We start from the raw sequence: 24,150 nt of genomic DNA, 5'->3' as shown, positions 1-24,150 counted from the left end.
CGGCGCGCCCGCCTCCTTCTACACGACGTACCCGAGTGCCAGTGCCGCTCTGCGGAAGGCGGCCTCGTCCTCCGGGGCCACGTACAGATAGCGGTCCCCGAGCGAGCGGCACAGCGGGCCCGCCTTGCGGTCGCCCGCGATGAGCGCGGCGATCGCCGCGTCCTCGGCCTCGACCAGCCGTACGAGCCCGTGGTCCCGCACCTGGCGGGCTCTGCGCTCCACGTCCGCGAACAGCGTGGTCACGGTGGCGGGCAGGTCGTGCCCGCAGCGCTCCCCCAGGAACGTCCGCAGCCGCGCCAGATTCTCCCCGGAGCTCAATGCCTGGCGCAGCGATCGGGCGGACAGGGTCCAGACCCGGTCGGAGGTACGGGTGGCGTAGGCGTCGAGGGTCAGCCGGTCCGCCGGTCGCAGCGTGCCGGTGGCGACGACGTCGAAGTTCGGCAGCACCTTGAGCATCTGCTCGACGGCCGGCTCCGGCGACTCGAAAGCCTTGCTGAGGCCGAGCACGTACGCGCCCAGCGGGTTCAGCCGCACCGCCCGCAGCCCGTCGTAGCGGCTCAGCCGATCCAGCGAGTCGGCCCCCCAGTTGCCGTGGTAGTCGTCCCGCGCCCCGTCCGGCTCGACATAGGCCACGTCGACCAGGCCGAGCGTCGCCGCGTACTCGAACACGACCGCGAGCGTGTAGCGGCCCTGCAGGATCGGCCAGTCGCCGTAGCCCGCGTACCCCAGGCTGCCGTATTCGTGGTCCACCAGGTACAGCTTCCACAGCGCCCGTCCGCTGCGGGCGATGACCGGGTCGAGCCCTTGCCTGCGCATCTGCGCGAACAAGTCGTCGATCCGCACCCACCCGCCCGGCTCGCACAGCGCGAGAGCGGCGGCGACGTGCTGCCGCCGCGGCTTCACGGCGGTCAGCACGTTCTTGCTCCGCTGGCCCTTGATCTCCTCGATCCGGGTGAGCTCGTCGATCAGCCCGCCGCTGACCCAGCGTCGCCACAGGTGCTTGATCGTCTCCGCCGCGGGCCTGCCCAGCGCCGTACGCCCGCGCGCGGTCAGCCGCAGCTTCCCGCCGGCCAGTTCGGCCAGGCCGCCGGCCTGTAACAGCAGCGGCCAGGCGAACGCCGCGATCGGCTCCCCGGCGTAGAAGTCACCGTCGGCCAGCACCGCGGCCACGGCCGCGACCGTCGCCGCGCCCGGCCTGTGCGTCGTCTCGCTGCACCGCAGCTTTCCCGAGGCGCAGAGCTGAAGCATCGCCTGGAGGTCGGCCGCGGCCGGCGCGGCGGTCGCGCGGAGCACCGCCGTGTCGTCGTCGAGAGCCGCGATCAGCGCGTCGTCGTCGAAAACCATGGTCAGACTGTACGGCCAGGCGCGCCGCCGGTGTCGCGGGTCAGCCGGAGACGTCCGCGGTGGCCCAGGAGTCGCGGAAGGCGTAGCGGGCCGGGGCGCTGGTGTAGCGCAGGAACGCGGTGCCCGAGGCGGCGCTGACGGCGGTGTTCGTGTGGTAGAACCGGCAGCCCTCGTAGATCATCTTGCCGTTGGTCAGGCTCGTTCCCGCGCCGTCCACGAGGTGGTGGCCGGCCAGGACGCAGTCCTGGTAGCGGACGGTGGGCAGCCGGTTGGAGGGAGTCCCGTACCGGTGCAGGTTGTAGGCGGCCGCCCCGGGGATCTGTACCGCGGCCATGTCGGAGCAGGAGGTGAAGGTGACGTTGCCGTTGCTCCAGTTGCAGTCGATGATCTTGTGGTTGGCGCTCTTCGGCTCGAAGCGCACGCCCGTGACGTTCAGGCGGGTGGCGCTCAGCTCGCCGTTGGCCAGGGGCATATAGAAGTAGCGGGCCGGGTTGGAGCCGACCATCGACCAGGAGCCGCCGATCACGTTGATCGAGCCGCCGCGGTCGAAGCGGAAGAAGTCGCCGCCGGCCAGGGCGAAGTTGCACGACAGCATGAAGAAGTTGAGGAACTGGTTCTGCTGGTTGCGGCTCGACGGGCTGGAGATCCCGCAGTGCAGGAACGCGTCGGTGTAGACGGAGACGGTGTCGGTCGAGCACAGGATGAAGTGGTGCTCGCTGTTGTTGTTCGCCTCGTGGTCGCCGTCGATGCCGATGACCCGGTCCCAGGGGCCCTTCCACTCGACGTTCTTGTACACGAAGTACTGGTTCTGGCCGTTGCCGTAGCCGGGGTACTGCGAGTTCGCGTCGATGGTGTCCACCGACCAGTAGTACGCGAAGCGGTTGTTGGCGTTGTTGGACTGGAAACTCATGTCCTCGAAGTACGCGTACCGCAACCGCACGGCGGCGGTGATCAGGTTGTTCTCGCGCGGGTCGGCGTTCGCCGTGAAGTTCGTGGCGAAGCTGATGTTCGTCACCCGGGGGCCGCTGCCGCGGAAGCGCAGGCCGAAGACCTGGTCGGCGTTCCCCGTCGTGGGCGACCACATCAGGGTGTCCTTCTTGGTGATCTTGTAGTTGCCCGGCGGGAAGAAGACCTCCTTCCTGACGACGCCGTTGCTGCGGCCGGACAGGGCGGCCGTGACGGCGGCCTTGATCGCGTCGGAGTCGTCGGTGGTGCCGTCGCCCTTCGCGCCGTAGTCCTTGACGTCGACGCTGTAGACCGAAGGGTCGGTGTTGGCCTCGGCCGGGCCGGCGCCCCACATCGACAGGGCGCCCATGCCCGTGACGGCTAAGCCACCCGCGAGCGCGCGCCGGCTGACCTGGCCACGCTCTTCGTTACCTGCGATTCCGGACATGCGAACATCGCTCCTTGACTGGAGGAAGCGCCCCGAGAGGCATGATCGCGATCACGCTAGAGTCTCCGGAGTCCTGCGGACAACCATAATCACCTGAATAGGTCGTCCGAATTACGCAGGGTTAGCCGCATTTCCTATCTGGAACGTTCCCGCACGATGCGGCGGACGATCTCCCGTGCCACCTGCTCCGCGGGCGCCGACGTGGTGATCCGGGTGCGCCCCCCGCCCGCCTCGAACGTGCTGGAGCCGTCCGCCCCCACCACGACCCGCCCCTCGGGGCTGAACCCGAACAGCGACGGCGCCACCAGGGTCAGCACCGTGATCGGGTCGTGCGGGCAGTTCCACTCCTCGTCCCAGAAGCGCCACCACTGCTCGATCTCCGCCTTCAGCGCCTCGCCCAGCGGCCCGGCCGCGGCGATGGCGCTCACGTCGGCGGCGTCCATGCGCACCGTGGTGGTGATCTCCAGGCCGGTCACGGTGATCGGCGCGCCGGAGCCGAACACGACGGCCGCCGCCTCCGGGTCGCACTTCAGGTTGTGCTCGGGGCTCGGGTCGTCGAAGCGCCCGCCCATGAGCCACAGATGCCGCACGTCGCGGGCGAAGGAGGGCGACTCGGTGATGGCGCGGGCGATGTTGGTCAGCGGCCCGACCGCCACGACGTCCACCTGGCCGGGCGCGCGGCCGACCTGCTCGATCAGGTACGCCACCCCGTCACCCTCGTCCACCGGCTCCTGGTCCAGGTCGGGGAAGAGGACGCCTTCGTGGCCGGCCCACCAGACGGGCCGGTCGGTGAGGGTCTTCGCGGCTCCGGGGACCACCGTGAGAGGGCGTCCGCCCAGCCGGGCCAGGCGCTGGGCCAGGCGCGCCCGCAGCAGCGTGTCGCCGTAGACGGTGGTGCAGCCGAGCAGGTCCACCTCCGGCGAGCCGAGCAGGACGGCGAGCGCCAGGGCGTCGTCCACGTCGGTGCCGATGTCGGTGTCGAAGACGACGCGCATGGTGGGAGAAGCCATGGTGACCTTTCTCGGAGGGCTTACTTGAGCCCGGTGGTGGCGATGGACTGCGTGAAGTGGCGCTGGAAGCGCAGGATGATCAGCAGCGGGATGACCGTCAGGACGATCGAGCCCGCGAAGAGCTGCCCGTAGTCGATGGTGAACTGGCCGCGCAGGTTCGCCAGGGCGATGGGGCCGAGCTGGTGCTGGGTGTCGGTGCCGATCAGCAGCGGCCACACGTACGACTGCCATTGGAAGATGAACAGCGTCAGCCCCGCGCTCACCAGTGCGGGACGCGACAGCGGCAGGTAGATCCGGGCGAACACCCCGAACCACCCCAGCCCGTCGATGCGCGCGGCCTCCACCAGGTCGCCGGGGATGGCCAGGAAGAACTGGCGCAGCAGGAAGATGGCCAGCCCGTGGCCGAGACCGGGCAGGATCAGCCCGGCGTAGGTGTTGGTCAGGTCCCAGTCGCGGAACAGTGTGGCCAGCGGGATCGCGATCGCGTCGAAGGGGATGAGGAAGCTGAGCACGACGATGGCGAACAGCGCCCCCTGGCCTCTGAAGCGCAGCGCGGACAGCCCGAACGCGGCGGCGGCCGAGATCAGCAGCCCGGCGGCCACGGTGACCAGCGCGACGAGCAGGGAGTTGAGGATGGCGCGGCCGAAGTCGCCGGTGGCCAGGGCGGCGTAGTTGCCCAGGGTCGGGTCGACCGGCACGAGCGTCTCCCAGGACAGCCGCGAGATGTGCCGGAAGATCTCCGAGCCGCCGCGCAGCGAGCTGGACAGCGCCCACAGCAGCGGCAGTGCGAAGGCCAGGCCGATCAGCGTGGCCAGCAGGGCGTACAGGCGTCTGGACACGGTCAGTCCTTCCCGCGCAGGAGCCGGAACTGGACGATCACGACGGCCAGCACGAGCAGGACCAGCAGCATCACCTCGGCCTGCGCCAGGCTCAGGTCGCCCACGGTGTAGGCGCGGGTGAAGATGTCGAACATGGTGACGTTCGTCGAGCCCTCGGGGCCGCCGTTGGTGAGCATCTGGACCGGGGCGAAGACGAGGAAGTTCGAGACGGTGTCGGCCACCAGCACGAACGCCAGCGGCCTGCGCAGCAGCGGCAGCGTGACGTGCCAGAACCGGGCCCAGGCCGAGGCTCCGTCGATGGCGGCGGCCTCGTACAGGGAGACCGGGATGTCCTGCAGCCCGGCGATCAGGAACATCATCCAGTAGCCGACGCCGATCCACGACAGCAGCACGATCAGCGACCACAGCGCCTGGCCCGGCGAGGTCAGGAAGGGCTGCGGCGGCAGGCCGAGGACGCTGAGCACCGAGTTGAGCAGGCCGTCGGGGCGGTAGGCGACGCTCCAGATGGCCGCGGACACCGCCGGCGGCACCGCGATCGGCAGGATCACCAGCACCCGCAGGAAGCGGACGCCGGCGAAGCGCCGGGTGTACAGCACCGCGAGTGCCAGCGCGGCGGCGATCTGCAGCGGGTTGACGATCACGCTGAACAGCAGCGTGACGCGCACGCTCTGGAGGAACGTCGGGTCGGAGAAGAGCGTGGCGTAGTTGCCGAGGCCGACGAACGAGGTCTCGCCGCTGACCAGGCTGGTGTGGCTGAGGCTGCCCGCGAACGCGATGGCGGCCGGGACCAGGCGCAGCACCAGCAGCGCGATCAGGGCCGGGGCCAGGAACGCCAGCGACACCAGCACCGGCCGGCCCACGTGGGTGGCCGGCTTCCTCATCGGAGCTGGGCCCAGGCGGTCTTGATCTCCTGGGTGGCCTGGTCGAGGCGGGCCTTGGGATCCGTGCCGTTGCGGATGTCGGCGAACGTCTTGGTCATGACGTCCTCGAACTGGATGTAGCCGACGGACCTGGGCCGGGCGACGGCCGTGTGGTCGGCGTCGTAGGTGATGATCTCGTCGGCGCCCTTGCTCTTGTCGCCCGCGAGCGCGTCGAGGATCGGCACGTACTTCTCGAACGCGGCCCGGTTCGACGGGATGATCGTGGTGGCCTTGGTGGTCAGCAGGTTGCCCTCGGGGTCGAGGGCTGCATATTCGAGGAACTTGCGGGCGAGCTGCTGGTTCTCCGAGGCCGGGTTGATGCCCCAGGACCAGGAGCCGGTCGGCGTGACCTGCTTGCCGCCCGCGAAGTAGGGGTACGGCGCGACGCCCCAGTCGAGGTCCTTGGCCGCGGCGAAGGCGCCCACGTCCCACGGGCCGCCGGCGAAGAAGGCCACCTTGCCCTCGGTGAACAGCGGCGAGGTCTGGAACGAGCCCACCCCGCGCGGCGCCAGCTTGTTCGCGAACAGGCCGTGGTACCAGGTCATCGCCTTGACCCAGCCGTCGGTGGTCACCGCGGGGGTGAGCATGTCGGGCCCGGTGATCCCGGGGCCGCCGCCGAGCGACTCGGCCAGGCTCTGCAACTGGTAGAACTGCTCGATCTGCTCGGGGATGAGCGCCCATTCCGCGCCCGCGGCCTGGGCCTTCTTGCCCGCTTCCGCCGTCTGCTCCCACGTCCAGCGCTTGGCCGGGTCGCTCGGCGGCGGGGTCACGCCGGCCTTCTTCAGCAGGGTCTTGTTGTAGAAGAGGAACTGGTCGGAGGTCCAGATCGGGACGGACCACAGCTTGCCGTTGTGCTCGTTGACGTCGTACTGGGCGGGCAGGGCCGCCTGCTTGACCCGGTCCTTCCAGTCGCTGAGATCGGTGAGGAAGCCGCGGGTGGCCAGCGCCGCCACGCGCGGCTGGTCCACGGCGTAGACGTCGATCGACTTGTCCTTGGCGGACAGCCGCTGCTGGAGCGTGCTGTTGAGCTGGTCGAACGGGATCTGCGTGTACTCGACCCGGACGCCGGCGTTCTTGGCCTGGAAGCCGTCGATGACGGGCTGGAACGTCTTGGGATCCTCCGGGCCGGTGAACCGCAGCGTGCTCGACGCCGTGTCACCGCCGCCCGATCCACAGCCCGCCGCCAGCACGGCGAGGAGGCTCACAAGGGCCAGGGACTTCTTCATCGCTTTGCTCCTTCTGGCCTCTGACCAGGTCAAGCATCGAGTCTACACGTGTCAACTGCGGGGATGGCGGCCAGCATGCCACGAACTCGGCCACACAGACAAGCCCTCACACCCTTGACCGGAGCGAGTGAGACGTTTACATATATATTCACTAGCCTTTATTCATTCGGAGCTGCGTGTGAAGGCAACACTCACGGCCGTCCTCACCACGATGTTCACGGCGCTCGCCTTATGCCCGGCCGCCCCGGCAACGGCATCCGACTCTGGGGCCCGCTTCTCGGTGCCCGGCCGCGCGGGCGGGACCTGCGTCGACGCGCCCTTGACGATCACCTTCCCGGCGCCTCCGGTGCTCGGCTCGTCCGGCGCGATCGAGGTGCGCAGGGCCGACGGCACGCTGGCCGACCGGATCGAGGCGGCCACGGCCAAGACCGACAGGAAGAACGTCGGAGCCGCGATCTCCGACACCGGGCTGCCGCACGACTTCTCGTACGAATCGATCATGATCGACGGCTCCGCCGCCCGCGTCTACCTGCACCGGCAGCTCGAATACGGCCAGGAGTACTACGTCACCGCCGACCCCGGCGTGTTCGCCGGCTTCGAGGGCGTCCAGGATCCCAGGGCCTGGCGCTTCACGACGGCCAAGCACGCGCCCCGCGCACGCCACCTGACCGTGTCGGCCGCCGGGACCGGTGACTTCTGCACCGTGCAGGGCGCGATCGACGCCGTGCCCACCGGCAACTCCCGGCCGGTGACGATCGACGTGCGGCCCGGCGTCTACACCGAGATCGTCTATGTCCGCGAGGACCGGCCGCACCTCACCGTGCGGGGCGCGGGCGCGAAGCGGACGGTGATCCAGTACCCCAACAACGACCTGCGCAACGGCGACAAGGCGCTGAGCAACGGCGGCCCGGCCGACGTGTGCCCGCGCCGCGTGCTGGAGACCTCCGACCTGCACAACTGCTGGCGGGCCTCGTTCGGGGTGGACGCGGCCGACTTCCGGATGAGCGACCTGACCGTGCACAACACCACGCCGGACGGCGGGTCGCAGGCCGAGGCGTTCAGGGGCAACAACGACCGCATCACGCTGGAGCGGCTGAACATCATCAGCAACCAGGACACGCTGCGCCTGCAGGGCAAGGGCTTCGTGACCGACAGCCGCATCAGCGGTGACACCGACTTCGTCTGGGGCACCGGCACGGTGTTCATCCAGGACTCGGTGCTGGAGTCGACCGACTCCGGCTACATCTCGCAGAGCCGCAACGACGCCACCCGGCCGGGCACGGTGTTCGTGCGCACGAAGCTGACGCGGGCGGCGGGCGTGCCGGACGGCTCGGTGATGCTGAGCCGCAGCGCCGTGTGGCGGTTCACGCACAGCCAGGCGGTGTTCATCGACACCGCGATGGACACCCACATCTCGCCCGCCGGCTGGCAGATCGACCCGAACGACTGCGCGCAGGCCCAGTCGGCGTCCTTCTGGGAGTACCGCAGCACCGATCTGACCGGGCGCGCGATCGACACCTCGCAGCGGCTGGCCTGCTCGCGTCAGCTCACGGCCGCCGAGGCGGCGCAGTGGAGCGAGCCTTCGTTCGTCCTGGGCGGCTGGGATCCCCAGTCCGGCCGTCATTGAGAGCACGGAGAGAGGCGATCGATTTGGACAGGTCAGCGAGCAGCAGACGCAGCGTTCTGGGCGGGGTTCTGGGTGGGATCGGTGCCCTGGCCGCCGGCGCGGTCGTGGCCCCCGCCACAGCGGTGGCCGGGCATGTCGGCAAGGTGGCGCCGCGCCCCGTGGCGCCGGTGAACCAGGAGTCGGCGGCGAAGTTCGGCCCCGAGTACAAGACGCTGCCCGCGGCCGTGGCGGGCGTCGACATCGAGCCGCTGATCGGCATCGCGTCCGCCGCGGACCTCACCGCCAGGCGCCAGCGCATGATCGACTACATCTGGAAGGGAGCGGGGCAGCCCAAGACGCTGCCTGCCGTGGAGAGCGGCGTGAGCGCGCCGGACTTCGCCTCGCTGACCGGCGTGCGCAGGATCGACCGGCTGACGGTCCCGCTGCGCTATCAGGTCTCCGCCAAGGTGTACGACCTGGTGCCGCGCCGCGCCTGGAACCGGCGGCTCGCGCTGTACCACAACGGGCACGGCGAGCCGTTCGACACCATGCTGCGGGTGGTCCAGGCGCTGCTCGACCGGGGTTACCGGGTGATGGTGTACGCGATGCCGTTCCACCACTGGAACCAGCAGCAGATCGAGGACCCGGCCGACCCGTCGAAGCTGCTGCCCGCCCCGTCGCACAAGCAACTGCCGCCCTGGGAGAGCGCGCGGTTCTCGACGATGACCTTCTTCCTCGAACCGCTCACGGTCACGCTCAACCACGCACTGGCCACGTACCGGCCGGCGTCGGTGGAGATGGTCGGCCTGTCGGGCGGCGGCTGGACGACCACGGTCTACTCGGCGCTGGATCCGCGGATCACCCGCAGCTACCCGGTGGCCGGGTCGCTGCCGTTCTTCCTGCGGCCCGCCTCGCCGAAGCCGAGCCCCACGATCGGCGACTTCGAGCAGACCAAGGCGGCCTTCCCCGGCTTCTACACCGGCCCGTCCGACGACTTCCTCGACATGTACGTGCTCGCCTCCATCGGCCCGGGACGCGGGCAGCTCCAGATTCTCAACCGGTTCGACGAGTGCTGCTTCAACGGCGTGGGACACCGCGTGTACCAGGCTCCGGTGCGCGACCGGGTCGCGCTCCTGGCCGGCGGGCGGCCCGAGCAGGGGCGGTGGGATCTCCTGGAGGACGCGACCCACGACGACCACACGATCTCGCCGCACGCGCTGTCCGTGATCCTGTGGGATCTTGACACCACAAATGTCACAACCTAATATCGGAATATAGATACGTTGCTGAATAGTTATTCAATCGGAAGATGCGGATGACCAGCAGGACTTTTTCCCACCGCCGCAGAGTCATCATCGACACGGACGCGAAAAACGAGGCGGACGACCAATTCGCCATCGTCCACGCCTTGCTCTCACCGAGCCTCGACATTCGGGGTCTGGTCGCCGCGCATTTCGGCAACCGGCGCACCCGTACGAGCCTGGAGGAGAGCCGGGCCGAGATCGATCTGCTGCTGCGGCTGATGAAGCTGGAGGGCACGGTCACGGTCGCGGACGGCCTGCCGTACGCGCTGCCCGACGCGGGCCGGCCGGTCACCTCGCCGGGCGTGGAGCTGATCGTCGAGGAGGCCATGCGCGACGTGGCCGAGCCGCTCTACGTGGCCTTCCTCGGCCCGCTGACCGACATGGCGGCGGCGCTGCTCCTCGAGCCCCGCATCGCCGATCGGGACGTGACCGTCGTCTGGATCGGCGGCGGCGGGTACGACGGCCGTGGCGGGCAGCCTGGGCGCCCCGAGTTCAACCTGTCCAACGACATCCTGGCGGCCAACCTGGTCTTCTCCTCGGCGCTGAAGGTCTGGCAGATCCCGGCGCCGACGTACCGGATGATGGCCGTCGGATACGCCGAGCTCGACGCGAAGGTCGCGCCGTACGGCGAGATCGGCGACTACCTGGTGCGCCAGCTCGTCGAGTGGAACGAGCAGGAGCACGGCGGGTCGATCGAGTGCCGCGTGCTGGGCGACTCCCCCGCCGTCGGCCTGCTGCTCCACCCCGACTGCGGAACCTGGCTGGAGCGGCCCGCGCCGAACTTCCGGTACGACGGCTCGCACGACTTCGCGCTCCAGAACCGGCCGATCCGCACATATGACTCGATCGACGCGCGGTTCATCCACGAGGACTTCTTCGCCAAGCTGCGGGCCTTCGCCACGATCTAGGGAGGGGGTCCGTCGATGGCAGAATGGCACTCGGCAGTGGCCCGGGCTCGCCACCGGACCAGCAGGAGCGGCGAAGCGGAGGCCAGCGATCGTGGGAGCTGACAGTCAGTCCGACAAGAGCCGCGGCGAGCCTATGAGGTTCGGCGGCCGGCGGCTCAGCCAGGAGTCCGAGCGGATGCGGCTCCTGGTGCGGGTCGCCCGGCTCTATCACGAGCACGGGGTCCGCCAGCCGCAGATCGCCGCCCAGCTGCGCATCTCGCAGCCACGGGTGTCGCGGCTGCTCAAGGAGGCCGCGGAGATCGGCATCGTGCGCACGGTGGTCGTGGTGCCCAGCGGCGTCCACGCGCTGCTGGAGGAGGACCTCGAGCGCAAATACGGCGTGGAGCAGATCATCGTGGTCGACGCCGTGGGCGAGAACCACGACGTCGTGGCCGCGCTGGGCTCGGCCGGCGCGACCTACCTGGACGCGACCCTGATCGGGGGCGAGCACCTCGGCATCTCCTCGTGGAGCGCGAGCCTGCTGGCCACGGTCGAGGCGATGCAGCGCCGTCCCGTGCGGGTGGCCGAGGAGGTCGTCCAGCTCATCGGCGGCGTGGGCAAGGGGTCCGCGCAGGTGCAGGCCACCAGGCTGGCCGCCCACCTGGCCGATCTCACCGGCGCGGAGCCGGTCTTCCTGCCCGCGCCCGGCCTGGTCGGCACCACGCAGGCGCGGCAGGCGCTGTCCGACGACCACGTGGTGCGCCAGGTGGTGGACGCGTGGTCGCGGCTGACGACCGTGCTCGTCGGCATCGGCAGCCTGAGCCCGTCCCCGCTGCTGCAGGAGAGCGGGAACGCGATCTCGGAGGACGAGCTGGAGACGCTGCGCGGGCTCGGCGCCGTGGGCGACGTGTGCCTGCGGTTCTTCGACGCCGACGGAAAGCTGGTCGACTCGCCGCTGGAGGAGCGCGTGCTCGGCATCCCGGCCGCCGACCTGCTGCGGGTGCCCAGGCGCATCGCGATCGCCGGGGGGCGGCGCAAGACGGCCGCCATCAGGGCCGCGCTCAAGGGCGGATGGGTCAACACCCTCATCACGGACGTGGGAGTGGCCGAGCAGCTGCTCAAGGACTGATCCGCCCGCCCCATCACCCGCCTCTTCACCCGCATCTTCACCCGCCTCTTCACTGGGCCGCCGTGCACGTCGCACGGCGGCCTTCGCCGTCCCTGAACGAGCGCTGAGAGTTTACCCGCGTGTCATCTGCCGGGAAACCGCTCTTGACAGCCACATGCGTGTCGTTCACGATGTGATGAATCCACTCCATTCACGGCTGAATAAAAATTCTCACCCCTCAGCGACAGCTCCGGAGTGTGCCGAATTCCGGCACAGCCCTGCCTTTCCCAGGGCGGAAAGAGAGCGTTTCGATGGCCGAGGCCCTTGGCTTCGATCCCCAGCAATCAGAATTCAGTCGCCGTACTTTCGTGCGTTCTGCGGCTTTGACCACGCCCGCGGTGGCCTGGGCCGGGATTCCGGGCGAAGCCGCCGCGGCGACCCCCGCTCCGGCCCCCACCACTCCGGGCCCGAAGGCGACCACCGCCGCCGCGAAGAAGGTCCCCGCCTTTCCCGGCGCCGAGGGCGCGGGGATGTACACCACCGGCGGCCGGGGCGGCGCCGTCTACGAGGTGACCACGCTCGACGACTCCGGCCCGGGGTCGCTGCGGGAGGCGGCCGCCAAGTCGGACGGCACGATCGTCTTCCGCGTCTCCGGCAACATCCGGATCAAGGGCGGGCTCGACATCACCGGGTCCAACCTGACCATCGCCGGCCAGACCGCCCCGGGCCACGGCATCACCGTCATCGGCAACGAGACGCAGATCAAGGGCGACAACATCATCCTGCGCCACCTGCGCTTCCGCGGCGGCGACGAGCTCGGCACCGGCATCGACACGTTCGGCGCCCGGGGCGTGCGGGACGTCATCATCGACCACTGCTCGTTCAGCTGGGGCGTGGACGAGTGCTTCTCCGTCTACGGCAACACCAACGTGACCGTCCAGTGGTGCCTCATCTCCGAGGGCCTGACGAACTCGGTGCACGACAAGGGCCGGCACGGCATGGGCGGCCTGTGGGGCGGTGACACCATCACCTACCACCACAACCTGCTCGTCCACCAGAACGCCCGCAACCCGCGCTTCAGCTTCACCGAGGGCATGGACATGCTGGTGGACCACCGCAACAACGTGATCTACAACCACGGCATCACGTCCTGCTACGGCGGCGAGTGGTCCAACGGCGTCAACATGGTCGGCAACTACTACAAGCCGGGCCCCAACACGCTGCCCCCCATCGCCAGGGAGATCCTCGCCCCGGGCAGGTTCGGCCAGTGGCACGTGAGCGGCAACGAGGTCGAGGGCCATCCGGACGTCACGGCCGACAACACGCGCGGCATCACCTTCCCCATCGGCGGCATCACGCTGCTGCCCCGTCCGGTGGAGTTCGCGAACGGCATCACGGAGCAGACCCCGGCGCAGGCGTACGCGACCGTCCTCGACCAGGCCGGCGCCATCCTGCCGCGCCGCGACGCCGTCGACGCCCGGCTGATCAACGAGGTGCGCACCGGCACCGGGCGGCACATCAACTCGCAGACCGACGTGGGCGGCTTCCTGCCCTTACCCACCGAGGTGCCCGCCCCGGCCGACAGCGACCACGACGGCATGCCGGACGACTGGGAGAGCGCGCAGGGGCTCGACCCGCAGAACGCCGACGACGCCAAGACGGTGGACGGCAGCGGGTACACGAACCTGGAGCGCTACCTCAACTCCGTCCAGCGGGCCGGCAGCCGCAACCCCGAGATCGCCCTCACCGCTCCCAAGATCGACCAGGTGTTCGCGGCGGCCAAGGACAAGCAGGACATCACGCTGACGGCCGACGCCAAGGCGCTCGACGGCGCGTCCATCGCCAAGGTCGAGTTCTTCCACGGCGACACGAAGATCGGCGAGGCCACGGCGGCGCCGTACCAGGCGACCTGGACGGGGGCGACCGACGGCAGCTACTACGTGACCGCGCGGGCCACCGACAGCACGGGGACGGCCACCACCTCCTCGCTGGTGCCGATCCACGTCACCCGCACCAGGACCCACAACCCGTGGAAGGTCCAGGACATCGGCGAGGTGCCCATCCCCGGCAGCACCGCGCTGAAGGACGGCGTGATCACGCTGAAGGGGTCCGGGAAGATCGCCGGCTGGAAGGACTCCTTCCACTTCGCCTACCAGGCGGTCGGGTTCAGCAAGCGCGGCGAGGTCATCGAGATCACCGCGCGGGTGGACAAGGTGAGCAGGGCGCACGTCGAGGCCGTGGCGGGCATCATGGTGCGCCAGGACCTCGCGCCGAACTCGCCGTTCATGCTGGCCGGCATCGGTTACGCCGCGAACGGCGACGTGGGCGGCGGCATGCGCGCCAAGGCCATCAGGGTCGCCCAGAACGGCACCGCGGCCAGCGTCGGCGTCTACCCGGCCCTCAGCGACGATCCGCTGGACGAGAAGCCGTTCTGGCTGCGCCTGGTCTGCCGGAGCCTGCCCACCGGCGGAGACAACGAGTTCGAGGCGTTCCTCTCGGACAACTCGCTGAACTGGACCCGCATCGGCTACGAGCGCATCTCGATGCGTACCAGCCGGTTCTACATCGGCCTCGCGGTCGATGGGAACCAGGAGGCCAACGGCGTCCACCCCTACACCACGGCGACCTTCAGCCTGGTCAAGGTCAATCGTTAGACCTGAACGGAGCACCCCATGACACAAGATCCGTTGACGAGGAGGAGCCTGCTCCGCGGCGGGGGCCTGCTCATGCTGGCGACCGCGAGCGGCTGCAGCTTCTTGGACACTGCACCTGACACCGGCGCAGGCGCCGCGCAGGCCGCCGACCTGTCGGCGAAGGAGGCACCGGCCCTGGCCGAGCTGGTCAAGGCCGGCAAACTGCCGCCGCTGGCGCAGCGCCTGCCGAAGAACCCCCTGGTCGTCACCCCGCTGAAGGAGCCGGGCAAGTACGGCGGCACGTGGGCCTCGGCCATGGTCGGCGAGGACGACATCGACTGGCTGCTGTACGCGCTCGCCTACGAGCCCCTGGTCCGCCTCAAGCCCGGCACCAACGGCCAGAAGGGGCCCGGCGACATCATCCCGAACGTCGCCGAGTTCGAGGTCAAGGACGGCGGCCGGGAATACGTCTTCCGCCTGCGTGAGGGCCTGAAGTGGTCGGACGGGCAGCCGTGCACGGCCGACGACATGATCTTCGCGTTCGAGGACGTGGCCACCTACCACGACCTGCACACCACCGGCATCTACGACCTCTTCCTGGAGAACGGCAGCACCACCGAGCGGGTCAAGGTCGAGAAGGTGGACGAGCGGACCGTGCGCTACGTCTACAAGGAGCCGAAGGCGGGCCTGCTGTTCCAGATCGCGGTCTCCACGTTCGAGCGCCCGGGGGCGAGCGGAGTGCTGCTGCCCAAGCACTACCTCAAGCAGTTCCACAAGAAGTACAACCCGGACGTCGACAAGCTCGCCAAGGAGCAGCAGCTCGAGGACTGGACCCAGCTGTTCATGCTCAAGAACGACGTCCCGCACAACGCCGACATCCCCACGCTGCACCCATGGAAGATCACCAACGCGATCGGCAGCGGCACGGCGGTGGTGGCCGAGCGGAACCCGTACTACTGGAAGGTCGACCAGCAGGGGCGGCAGCTCCCGTACTTCGACCGGTTCAGGTCGGAGATCCTCGGGGACGTCGAGGTCGAGCTGCTGAAGATCATGAACGGCGAGATCGGCATGCAGCTCCGCAACTTCAACACGCCCGAGAACAAGCCGGTGATCGCGCAGAACGCGGCCAAGGGCAAGTACCGGATGTTCGACGTGCCGAGCAGGCTGAGCAACTCGCTGATCATCCAGTTCAACCAGACGATCGCCGACGACGGCCTGCGCAAGCTGTTCAGGAAGAAGGACTTCCGGATCGGGCTGTCGTACGCGATCAACCGCAAGGAGGTCATCGACGGCGTCTACGCGGGCCAGGGCGAGCCGTGGCAGGCCGCGCCCTCCAAGGCCAACGCCCTCTACGACGCGGAGTTCGCCAAGCAGTACACCGAGTACGACGTCGCCAAGGCCAACGAGCATCTGGACAAGGCGGGCCTGACCAAGAAGGACGCCGACGGCAGGCGGCTCGGCCCCGACGGCAAGGCGCTGACCGTCTCCATCATGTCCAACACCGACTTCCCGCCGCACGTCCAGGCGCTGGAGTTCGTCAAGAAGCACTGGGAGGCGGTCGGGATCGGGCTGCGGGTCGATCCGGTGGCGGCCACCCTCTACACCGAGCGCACGATGGCGAACCAGCCGCAGGCCTCCGCGTACACGTGCAGCGACTTCGACGTGATCACCGGAGCCGGCGGCGACCACTACTACGTGCCGAGCAACTCCGGCAGCGCCCGCTACGCCATCCGCTGGGCCCAGTGGTACGGGAGCAAGGGCAAGAGCGGCGACGAGCCGCCGGAGGAGGTGCGGGCGCAGCTGACGGCGTTCACCACCATGCGCAACGAGCCGGACTTCACCAAGGCGCTGGAGCACGCCAAGGAGGTCGTCCGCATCGCCAAGGAGCAGTTCTACGCGATCGGGATCAGCTCGAACCCGGACGAGTACGGCATCGTCTCCACCGGATTCAAGAACGTGCCCGAGTCCATGGCCGCCTCGCTCGTGAATCCCGGGCCGACCCAGCCCGAGCAGTACTCCCTCTGAGGCGCCGGCATGCTGGGTTATTTCGGCCGCCGCCTGGTGTACGTGATGGTGACGCTCTGGGCGATCTCGATCGTCACGTTCATCATCATCAACCTGCCGCCCGGCGACTACGTCTCGACGCTCGTCGCCAACGCGCAGGCGGGCGGCGAGGGCATCACTCCCGCGGAGATCGCCAACCTCAGGCACCGCTACGGCCTGGACGACCCGATCTTCGTCCAGTACTGGCGCTGGATCTCCGCGATCATCCTCCACGGCGATTTTGGTCAATCGTTTGCCTGGAACCAGGCGGTGTCCACGCTGATCGGTGAGCGGATCGTGCTCTCGGCGCTCCTGTCGATCAGCTCGCTGCTCATGGTCTGGGCGATCGCCTTCCCGATCGGCATCTACAGCGCGGTCAAGCAGTACTCCTGGGGCGACTACGGATTCTCCTTCCTCGGCTTCATCGGGATGGCGGTCCCGGAGTTCATGCTGGCGCTGGTCCTCATGTACATCGGGTTCCGCTATTTCGGGCAGAGCGTGGGCGGGCTGTTCTCACCCGAGTTCCAGGACGCCGCCTGGAACCTCGGCAAGGTCCTCGACCTGTTCGGCCACCTGTGGATCCCCATCGTGGTCATCGGGGTCTCCGGCACGGCCGGCATGATCCGGGTGACCCGGGCGAACCTGCTCGACGAGCTCTATCGGCCCTACGTGCACACGGCCAGGGCCAAGGGCCTGCCCGAGTGGAAGCTGCTGCTGAAATATCCGGTGCGGATGTCGCTCAGCCCCTTCTTCAGCACCGTCGGCTGGCTGCTGCCGGGACTGATCGGCGGGGAGACCATCGTGTCGGTCGTCATGAGCCTGCCCACCGGTGGCCCGCTGCTGCTCAGCGGCGTCATGAACCAGGACATGTACCTGGTCGGCAGCTTCATCATGATCCTCAGCACGCTGACCGTGATCGGCACGGTGCTGAGCGACCTGGCGCTGGCCTGGTGGGACCCGCGTATTCGCAAACGGCTCAAGAGAGAGTAGCGCCACATGTTCCTCAGGCGACCGACGAAGGAAGCAGGGACCCTGCCGCAGTGGCGGCTGATGTGGCGGCAGTTCCGCCGGCACCGGCTCGCGCTGATCGGCGTGGCGATCCTGGTGCCGGTGTACTTCACGGCGATCTTCGCGGAGTTCTTCGCGCCGATGTCCAGCTCGACGGCGAACACGTCGATGACGTACGCGCCGCCGCAGCTACCGCGGTATTCGAGCGACCTCGGCCTGCACGTGTACGGGTACACGACGGAACGGGATCCCAAGACGTACGAGCAGCGCTACACCGAGGACCGGACCAAGCACATCGAGGTCGGGCTGTTCGTGCACGGTGACGAGTACAAGCTGCTCGGCCTGATCCCGTCCGACATCCACCTGATCGGCCCGGTGACCAAGGGCGAGCCGTTCTTCCTGCTCGGCTCCGACCAGAACGGCCGGGACCTGCTGTCGAGGCTCATCCACGGCGCGCGGGTGTCGCTGTCGATCGGGCTGGTCGGTGTCATGGCCAGCTTCTTACTCGGCATGCTCATCGGCGGCGTCTCCGGGTACTTCGGCGGCGCGGTCGACAACATCGTGCAGCGGATCATCGAGTTCCTGATGGCGATCCCGACCCTGCCTCTGTGGATGGCGCTGTCGGCCACGCTCCCGACGGACTGGGGGCCGCTGACCCGATATTTCGCCATCACCGTGCTGTTGTCGCTGATCGGGTGGACCGGACTGGCGAGAGACGTACGCGGGCGATTCCTGTCGCTGCGCGAGGAGGACTTCGTCACGGCCGCCCGGCTGGACGGCGTGGGCCGGATGTCGATCATCTTCCGGCACATGATCCCGTCGTTCGCCAGCCACATCATCGCCTCGCTGTCGCTGGCCATCCCGAGCATGATCCTCGGCGAGACCAGCCTGAGCTTCCTCGGGCTGGGGCTGCAGGCGCCGGCGGTGAGCTGGGGCGTGCTGCTGGAGGGCGCGCAGAACGTGCGCGTGGTCGCCAACGCGCCCTGGATGCTGGCGCCCGGCGTCGCGGTGGTGGTCGTCGTGGTCGCCATGAACTTCTTCGGTGACGGCCTGCGCGACGCCGCGGACCCGTACGGGAACAGGAGGGTCCGCCGTGGGCGCAGACGACGTGCTGCTTGAGATCGAGGACCTGCGCACGCACTTCCTCATGGACGACGGCGTCGTGGCCGCGGTGGACGGCGTGGACCTGCGGGTGCGCAGGGGCGAGACGCTGGCCATCGTCGGCGAGTCGGGGTGCGGCAAGAGCGTCATGGCCCGCTCGATCCTGCGCCTGGTGGACCCGCCGGGGCGGATCGAGGGGGGCAGGATCACCCTGCACCGCGAGAGCGGCCCGGTCGAGCTGGTCGGCGCGCCGAAGAAGGTGCTGCAGCAGATCAGGTGGAACGACATCGCGATGGTGTTCCAGGAGCCGATGGCCTCGCTGAGCCTCGTGCACACGATCGGCAGCCAGATCGTCGAGGCGGTCCGGCTGCACGAGAACGTCGGCAAGGCCGTGGCCCGCAAACGCGCGATCGAGATGCTCGACCGGGTCGGGATCCCCATGCCGCAGCGGCGGGTGGACGCCTACCCCTTCGAGCTGAGCGGCGGGATGCGGCAGCGGGCGATGATCGCGATGGCGCTGTCGTGCCGGCCGAGCCTGCTGATCGCCGACGAGCCGACGACCGCCCTGGACGTGACCACGCAGGCGCAGATCCTGGAGCTGCTGCGGGACCTGCAGACGGACTTCGGCATGGCGATCATGCTGATCACGCACGACCTCGGCGTGGCGGCGCAGGTGGCCGACAGCATGGCGGTGATGTACCTGGGCAAGGTCGTCGAGTACGGCTCCGCCGAGCACGTGCTGTCCGCTCCCCGCCACCCCTACGCGCAGGCGCTGCTGCGCTCGATGCCGCGGCTGGGGCGGGCCTCGCGGACCCGGCTGACGGCGATCAAGGGCATGGTCCCGCCGCCGTACGCGCGGCCGGACGGTTGCACCTTCCACCCGCGCTGCGACCTCGTCGTGGCCGGGCGGTGCGACTCCGTGGAGCCGCGCCTCATCCCGGTGGGCGACCGCGAGGTGTCCTGCCTGCTTTACCAGCCTGATCATCATGGGGAGGACGAGTGAGCACGGAACCCCTGCTGCGGATCGAGGGGCTGACCAAGCACTTCCCCGTCCGCAGCGGACTGCTGGGCCGGCAGGTCGGCGCGGTGAAGGCGGTCGACGAGGTCGATCTGGACATCGCGGCGGGCAGCACGCTCGGCCTGGTCGGGGAGTCCGGCTGCGGCAAGACGACGCTGGGCCGGTGCATCGTGCGGGCGCACGACCCGACCGGCGGGCGCATGCTCTACCGGCGGCCGGACGGCTCGGTGATCGACGTGGCGGCGCTGAAGGAGAAGGAGCTCAAGTCGTACCGGGCGCAGGTACGGATGATCTTCCAGGACCCGCACTCGTCGCTCAACCCGCGCAAGACGCTGCGCGAGATCATCGGCGAGCCGATGCGGGTGCACAAGTACGGCACCAAGGACGAGATCGACGCGCGGGTCGGCGAGCTGCTGGAGCGCGTGGGCCTGCGCCCCGAGTACGGCAACCGCTACCCGCACGCCTTCAGCGGCGGCCAGCGCCAGCGGGTCGGCATCGCGCGGGCGCTGGCCCTGTCGCCCCGGCTGGTCGTCGCCGACGAGGCGGTGAGCGCCCTGGACGTGTCGGTCCGCGCCCAGATCCTGAACCTGCTGACCGACCTGCAGGAGGAGGAGAGCCTCGGCTTCCTGTTCGTCAGTCACGACCTGGGCATCATCGAGCACGTCGCGGACGTCGTCGCGGTGATGTACCTGGGCCGGGTGGTCGAGCAGGGCCCGACCGAGCAGCTCTACCAGCGGCCCATGCACCCCTACACCGAGGCGCTGCTGTCGGCGGTGCCCGACCCGGATCCGGCGGCCAAGCGGCACCGCGAGCGGATCAAGCTGCTGGGCGACATCGCCGACCCGGCGCACGTGCCGCCGGGGTGCCCGTTCAACCCGCGCTGCGTGTACGCCAAGGACGTCTGCCGCACCGACCGGCCGCCGCTGCGCGAGGTCCAGGGACGGCGGGTGGCCTGCCACTTCGCCGAGGAGCTGGAGCTGCGCGGCGTCCCCGACCCCGACGTTCGAGAGGTGACGGCATGACCGGCCTGCGATCCGGCGACGACGTGCGGCAGCGCGACCCGCGCTTCGACGGCGTCGTCCGCCCCTCCGCCGTGCTGCCCGGCGCCCGCGAGGCGCTGCTGCCCGCGCCGCACGGGCCCGACAACCACGCGGCCAACCTGCTGCGCACGCGCGGCGGCGAGCTGCTGTGCACCTGGTTCAGCGGGCCGGAGGAGGGCAGCCCCGGCACGAACGTGGTGCTCTCCCGGCTGTCCGGCGACCGCTGGGAGCAGCCGCTGCTCGTCGCCGCCGACCCGGGGCGCAGCGAGCAGAACCCGGTGCTGTCCGAGGACGGCGACGGGCTGCTCTGGCTGCTGAACACCTCCAGCGAGCCGTACGACCAGACGACCGCCCACGTCGTGGCCCGCACCTCGGCCGACGCCGGCCGGACGTGGAGCGAGCCGCGCGTGCTGCTCGCCGAGCCCGGCGCCTTCGTCAGGAACCCGCCGCTGATCCTGGACGACGGGACGTGGCTGCTGCCCGCCTATCACTGCGGGGCCGGCGGCGACACGTCCGTGGTGCGGCTCAGCGCGGACGGCGGCCGCACGTGGGCCGGGCACCAGGTGCCGGGCAGCGGAGACCTGGTGCAGATGACCATCGCCAGGCGGCCCGACGGCCGGCTGCTGGCGTTGTTCCGCGACCGGCGGGCCCGCCGGATCCACGCCGCCACCTCGGCCGACGGCCGTACGTGGTCGGCGCCGGAGCCGACGGACCTGCCCAGCAACGACTCCTCCGTCCAGCTCACGAGGCTCGGCGACGGCCGGCTCGCGCTCGTCTACAACGACGCGAGCCTGGAGCGCGACCAGTTCAGATGGGTGACCAAGAACGGCGAACGGCGCAAGAAGGCACTGCGCACCCCGCTCGTGGTCGCCGTGTCGGAGGACGGCGGGGCGACCTGGCCGGACCGGCGGGTCCTGCAGGACTCCGACTCCGAATATCGGCAGAACGAGCTCGGCTATTCCTATCCGAGCGTCATCGACGGCGGAGCCGGGCGGCTTCTCGTCGCCTTCTCCTATCTGCGGAAGACCATCAAATATCTGGAGATTGGCCAGTCATGAAAATCCGGCAGAGCATTTTATACGGCGCGCTGGCGGCGGCCGTTGCCGTCCCCGCGTACGTCACCGACGACGTGGGAGAGGTACGCGTGGAGCCCACCGGCGCCTACGCCTGCCGCCAGGACGTCGCCGCCCCCGACCCGAACGTGCCCAAGGTGCACGCGGCGGCCATCGCCCAGGCGCCGCAGGGCGACATCCTGACCGTCTACTACGGCGGCACCTCGGAGGGCTCGGCCAACCAGGCGCTCTACCTGTCGCGGCTGGCGGCCGGCAAGAAGACCTGGTCCAAGCCCGAAGTGGTGTTCGACGAGCCCGGCAAGGCCGACGGCAACCCGGTGCTGTGGTCGGACGGCAAGCGGCTCTACCTGTTCTTCGTGACGATCGAGGGGCACGGCTGGGAACAGGCCCCGATCCGGCTGATCACCTCCGACGACGGCGGTCACACCTGGAGCGACCCTGCCTACATCCGCAAGGAATGGGGGTGGATGGTCGGCACCAACCCGATCCGGATGTCGAACGGCGAGGTGCTGCTGCCGATCTACGACGAGTCCGGCTCCAGCTCCGGCTTCTACGTCTTCAGCCAGGACATGAGCACGTGGAAGGCGTACCCGGAGGAGCAAGGGAGCTGGATCCGCACGCCCAAGGGCTCGATCCAGCCGACGGTGGCGGAGGTCGAGCCGGGCCGGCTGGTCGCGTACCTGCGGACCGGCGACGGCGCGATCTACAAGAGCGAGTCCACCGACTTCGCCCGCACCTGGAGCGCGCCGGTGGCCGAGCCCATCGGCAACCCGAACTCGCGCGTCGCCGCGCTCAAGCTGGCCGACGGCAACCTCGTGCTGGCCTACAACCCCTGGGTCGAGCACCGCTCCCCCATGCGGCTCTCGCTGTCTCCCGACAAGGGCCGCACGTGGGAGAACACCGTGGACGTGGAGGCGCAGTCGGGCCCGCAGTTCACCTATCCGGTGCTGACGCAGAGCGCTGACGGCTTCATTCACCTGGTCTATTCCTACAACCGCAACAACATCCGGCACGTGGTGTTCAACGAGCAGTATCTCCGCGACTCGGTGGGCCTGATCTCGAACTGGCCCGAGCACACCAGCACCGAATTCAAGAACGGCGTCCGGCGGAATGTCGTGCGCCAGTGCAGTTACGCGCCTGCGAAGGGGAACTGATGAGGAACCAGGTCCGTGGTCTCGCCCTGCTGGCGCTCGCGCTGAGTGTCACCGCCGTCCCGGCCAACGCCTCGGCCGCCGCGTGCAAGGACGTGCCGAACAAGTACAAGCTGCCGTTCAGCGTCTGCGACGACGAACTGTTCATCTTCGCGGCCAACTACAAGCCGTTCGAGGCGACCGTCGCGGATGAGCAGGGAGCCGCGACCAGGGTCTTCGACGAGATCATCGGCAGCAAGCTGCGTGCGGCGTTCCCCGACGTCAAGATCAAGTACGCGACGTGGGACTACCCCGTGCGGTACGAGGACCTCAAGGCCGCCGGGGTCACCCCGGACGTCATCATCGAGGACCCGAAGAGCCGCATCGACCGCGACCTCGAGCCGCTGGGCTGGGTCGGCGACCTCACCCCCGACCTCCAGAAGGCCGGCATCGACCTGAACACCCTGAACAAGGCCGCGGTGGAGCTGACCAAGTCGCGCTCCGACGGCGGGATCTACGGCGTGCCGCTGTTCATCGACGAGCACGTGCTGCTCTACAACAAGAAGATCTTCGACAAGTTCAAGGTGAAGCACCCCAAGCCCGGGATGACGTACGACGAGGCGTACAAGAAGGCCAAGCAGCTGACCAGGGACGACGGCCTGGATCATTACAAGGGCTACATGCAGCACCCTGACCAGTACCTGGACTTCAACCAGGCCGGTCTCTACCCGTTCCTGCCGACGACGAGCGAGGAGCCCGCGCCCGAGGACGTCAAGGCCGACATCAGCGGTGACGCCTGGAAGACGTACGTGGACAACCTCTACCGCTTCCTGGAGATCCCGCGCAACGACTTCACCACCGTCAACGACTTCCTCAAGGGCGACATGAGCCAGCCGGGCCACCTGGCCATGGCGGTCGACACGCTGTCGCGGCTGAGCATGTACGCCGGCAGCGAGTTGTTCATCGAGGACGGGGACGAGGCCGCCTTCGCGGAGCAGGCCAAGAGCGTCGACATCGGCGTCAGCTCGATCCCGGTGCTCAAGTCGGGCTCCAAGACGACCTACCAGCCGAACACGCGGGCCGCGTTCATCCCGCCGTCCTCGCCCAAGAAGGAGCAGGCGCTGCAGATCGTGAAATGGCTGGTCTCCGAGGAGGGCCAGACCGAACTCTCCAGCCACGGCGTCAAGGCGGTCCTGCAGACCGACAAGGTCGTGCAGAGCTTCGGCAAGGCCGTCCCCGAGCTGGCCAAGATCGACACCTCGGCCGTCTACTGGGGCGAGAACGCCGCCGTGTCGAACTACCAGAACACCGAGTACTGGGACCTGCCGCTGTGGTCGGTCTACCGCCAGCACATCCTGCGTGACGGCGGGACGCCCGAGCAGGCGCTGACCCTTTCCCAGCAGCAGGACATCCCCAACTACATCAAGTCTCAGGCCGCATCCGGGAAGGATTGGTAACACTGTCCCC

At 69.0% G+C, this 24,150-nt stretch carries 19 protein-coding genes; 13 read left to right on the top strand and 6 right to left on the bottom strand.

The window, feature by feature from the left end; genetic code table 11:
- Positions 1 to 18: 18 nt before the first annotated feature.
- The 6 genes from ABEA43_RS06270 to ABEA43_RS06245 all read right to left on the bottom strand — a co-directional run bounded on the left by ABEA43_RS06270 (position 19) and on the right by ABEA43_RS06245 (position 6,732).
- Complete coding sequence (locus ABEA43_RS06270) at positions 19 to 1,344, bottom strand: hypothetical protein (RefSeq protein ID WP_345559624.1); 1,326 nt, start codon at positions 1,342 to 1,344, stop codon at positions 19 to 21.
- A gap of 40 nt (positions 1,345 to 1,384) precedes the next feature.
- Entirely contained in the window at positions 1,385 to 2,737 is a 1,353-nt protein-coding gene (locus ABEA43_RS06265; protein ID WP_345559622.1) for a glycosyl hydrolase family 28-related protein, read from the bottom strand.
- A gap of 134 nt (positions 2,738 to 2,871) precedes the next feature.
- Positions 2,872 to 3,747 (bottom strand): nucleoside hydrolase, encoded by an 876-nt coding sequence (locus ABEA43_RS06260; RefSeq protein WP_345559620.1) that lies wholly within the window; start codon positions 3,745 to 3,747, stop codon positions 2,872 to 2,874.
- A 20-nt stretch (positions 3,748 to 3,767) separates the two neighbouring features.
- On the bottom strand, positions 3,768 to 4,586 hold the full coding sequence (locus tag ABEA43_RS06255) for a carbohydrate ABC transporter permease (protein WP_345559618.1): 819 nt from the start codon (positions 4,584 to 4,586) through the stop codon (positions 3,768 to 3,770).
- 2 nt (positions 4,587 to 4,588) lie between these two features.
- Positions 4,589 to 5,467, bottom strand: a complete 879-nt coding sequence (locus ABEA43_RS06250; protein ID WP_345559616.1) for a carbohydrate ABC transporter permease — start codon at positions 5,465 to 5,467, stop codon at positions 4,589 to 4,591.
- Complete coding sequence (locus tag ABEA43_RS06245) at positions 5,464 to 6,732, bottom strand: sugar ABC transporter substrate-binding protein (RefSeq protein WP_345559614.1); 1,269 nt, start codon at positions 6,730 to 6,732, stop codon at positions 5,464 to 5,466. The genes ABEA43_RS06250 and ABEA43_RS06245 overlap by 4 nt, the downstream gene beginning before the upstream one ends.
- A gap of 178 nt (positions 6,733 to 6,910) precedes the next feature.
- On the opposite strand from ABEA43_RS06245, the gene ABEA43_RS06240 reads away from it, so the two are divergent.
- From ABEA43_RS06240 to ABEA43_RS06180, 13 genes are all read left to right on the top strand, one after another.
- A complete protein-coding gene (locus ABEA43_RS06240) occupies positions 6,911 to 8,359 on the top strand; it encodes a pectinesterase family protein (RefSeq protein WP_345559612.1) in 1,449 nt (482 codons plus the stop codon).
- Between the two features lie 23 nt (positions 8,360 to 8,382).
- Positions 8,383 to 9,603, top strand: coding sequence for a hypothetical protein (locus ABEA43_RS06235; protein WP_345559610.1), 1,221 nt, complete (start codon positions 8,383 to 8,385; stop codon positions 9,601 to 9,603).
- Positions 9,604 to 9,647: 44 nt separating this feature from the next.
- Positions 9,648 to 10,550, top strand: coding sequence for a nucleoside hydrolase (locus ABEA43_RS06230; RefSeq protein WP_345559608.1), 903 nt, complete (start codon positions 9,648 to 9,650; stop codon positions 10,548 to 10,550).
- A 91-nt stretch (positions 10,551 to 10,641) separates the two neighbouring features.
- Complete coding sequence (locus ABEA43_RS06225) at positions 10,642 to 11,658, top strand: sugar-binding transcriptional regulator (protein WP_345559606.1); 1,017 nt, start codon at positions 10,642 to 10,644, stop codon at positions 11,656 to 11,658.
- 347 nt (positions 11,659 to 12,005) lie between these two features.
- Complete coding sequence (locus tag ABEA43_RS06220) at positions 12,006 to 14,291, top strand: Ig-like domain-containing protein (RefSeq protein ID WP_345559604.1); 2,286 nt, start codon at positions 12,006 to 12,008, stop codon at positions 14,289 to 14,291.
- Positions 14,292 to 14,309: 18 nt separating this feature from the next.
- Positions 14,310 to 16,295, top strand: a complete 1,986-nt coding sequence (locus ABEA43_RS06215) for an ABC transporter substrate-binding protein (RefSeq protein ID WP_345559602.1) — start codon at positions 14,310 to 14,312, stop codon at positions 16,293 to 16,295.
- A gap of 9 nt (positions 16,296 to 16,304) precedes the next feature.
- Complete coding sequence (locus ABEA43_RS06210; RefSeq protein ID WP_345559599.1) at positions 16,305 to 17,303, top strand: ABC transporter permease; 999 nt, start codon at positions 16,305 to 16,307, stop codon at positions 17,301 to 17,303.
- Positions 17,304 to 17,309: 6 nt separating this feature from the next.
- Positions 17,310 to 18,440: an ABC transporter permease gene (locus ABEA43_RS06205; RefSeq protein ID WP_345559597.1), complete on the top strand. Its 1,131-nt coding sequence runs from the start codon at positions 17,310 to 17,312 to the stop codon at positions 18,438 to 18,440.
- The gene (locus tag ABEA43_RS06200) at positions 18,415 to 19,425 is read left to right on the top strand and encodes an ABC transporter ATP-binding protein (RefSeq protein ID WP_345559595.1); all 1,011 of its coding nucleotides are present in this window, start codon (positions 18,415 to 18,417) and stop codon (positions 19,423 to 19,425) included. Before ABEA43_RS06205 ends, ABEA43_RS06200 begins: the two co-directional genes overlap by 26 nt.
- Positions 19,422 to 20,462 carry an ABC transporter ATP-binding protein gene (locus tag ABEA43_RS06195; RefSeq protein ID WP_345559593.1) on the top strand — a complete coding sequence of 347 codons (1,041 nt, stop codon included), beginning with the start codon at positions 19,422 to 19,424 and terminating at the stop codon, positions 20,460 to 20,462. The genes ABEA43_RS06200 and ABEA43_RS06195 overlap by 4 nt, the downstream gene beginning before the upstream one ends.
- Complete coding sequence (locus ABEA43_RS06190) at positions 20,459 to 21,538, top strand: sialidase family protein (protein WP_345559591.1); 1,080 nt, start codon at positions 20,459 to 20,461, stop codon at positions 21,536 to 21,538. Before ABEA43_RS06195 ends, ABEA43_RS06190 begins: the two co-directional genes overlap by 4 nt.
- An 86-nt stretch (positions 21,539 to 21,624) precedes the next feature.
- Positions 21,625 to 22,707 (top strand): sialidase family protein, encoded by a 1,083-nt coding sequence (locus ABEA43_RS06185; RefSeq protein ID WP_345559589.1) that lies wholly within the window; start codon positions 21,625 to 21,627, stop codon positions 22,705 to 22,707.
- On the top strand, positions 22,707 to 24,140 hold the full coding sequence (locus ABEA43_RS06180; protein ID WP_345559587.1) for an ABC transporter substrate-binding protein: 1,434 nt from the start codon (positions 22,707 to 22,709) through the stop codon (positions 24,138 to 24,140). The genes ABEA43_RS06185 and ABEA43_RS06180 overlap by 1 nt, the downstream gene beginning before the upstream one ends.
- Positions 24,141 to 24,150: the final 10 nt, after the last annotated feature.

The sequence above is a fragment of the Nonomuraea rosea genome, from assembly GCF_039539705.1.
Classification (GTDB): Bacteria; Actinomycetota; Actinomycetes; order Streptosporangiales; family Streptosporangiaceae; genus Nonomuraea; species Nonomuraea rosea.
Note: the sequence above shows the minus strand (reverse complement) of the source record. Positions and strands in the feature narration are given on the sequence as shown.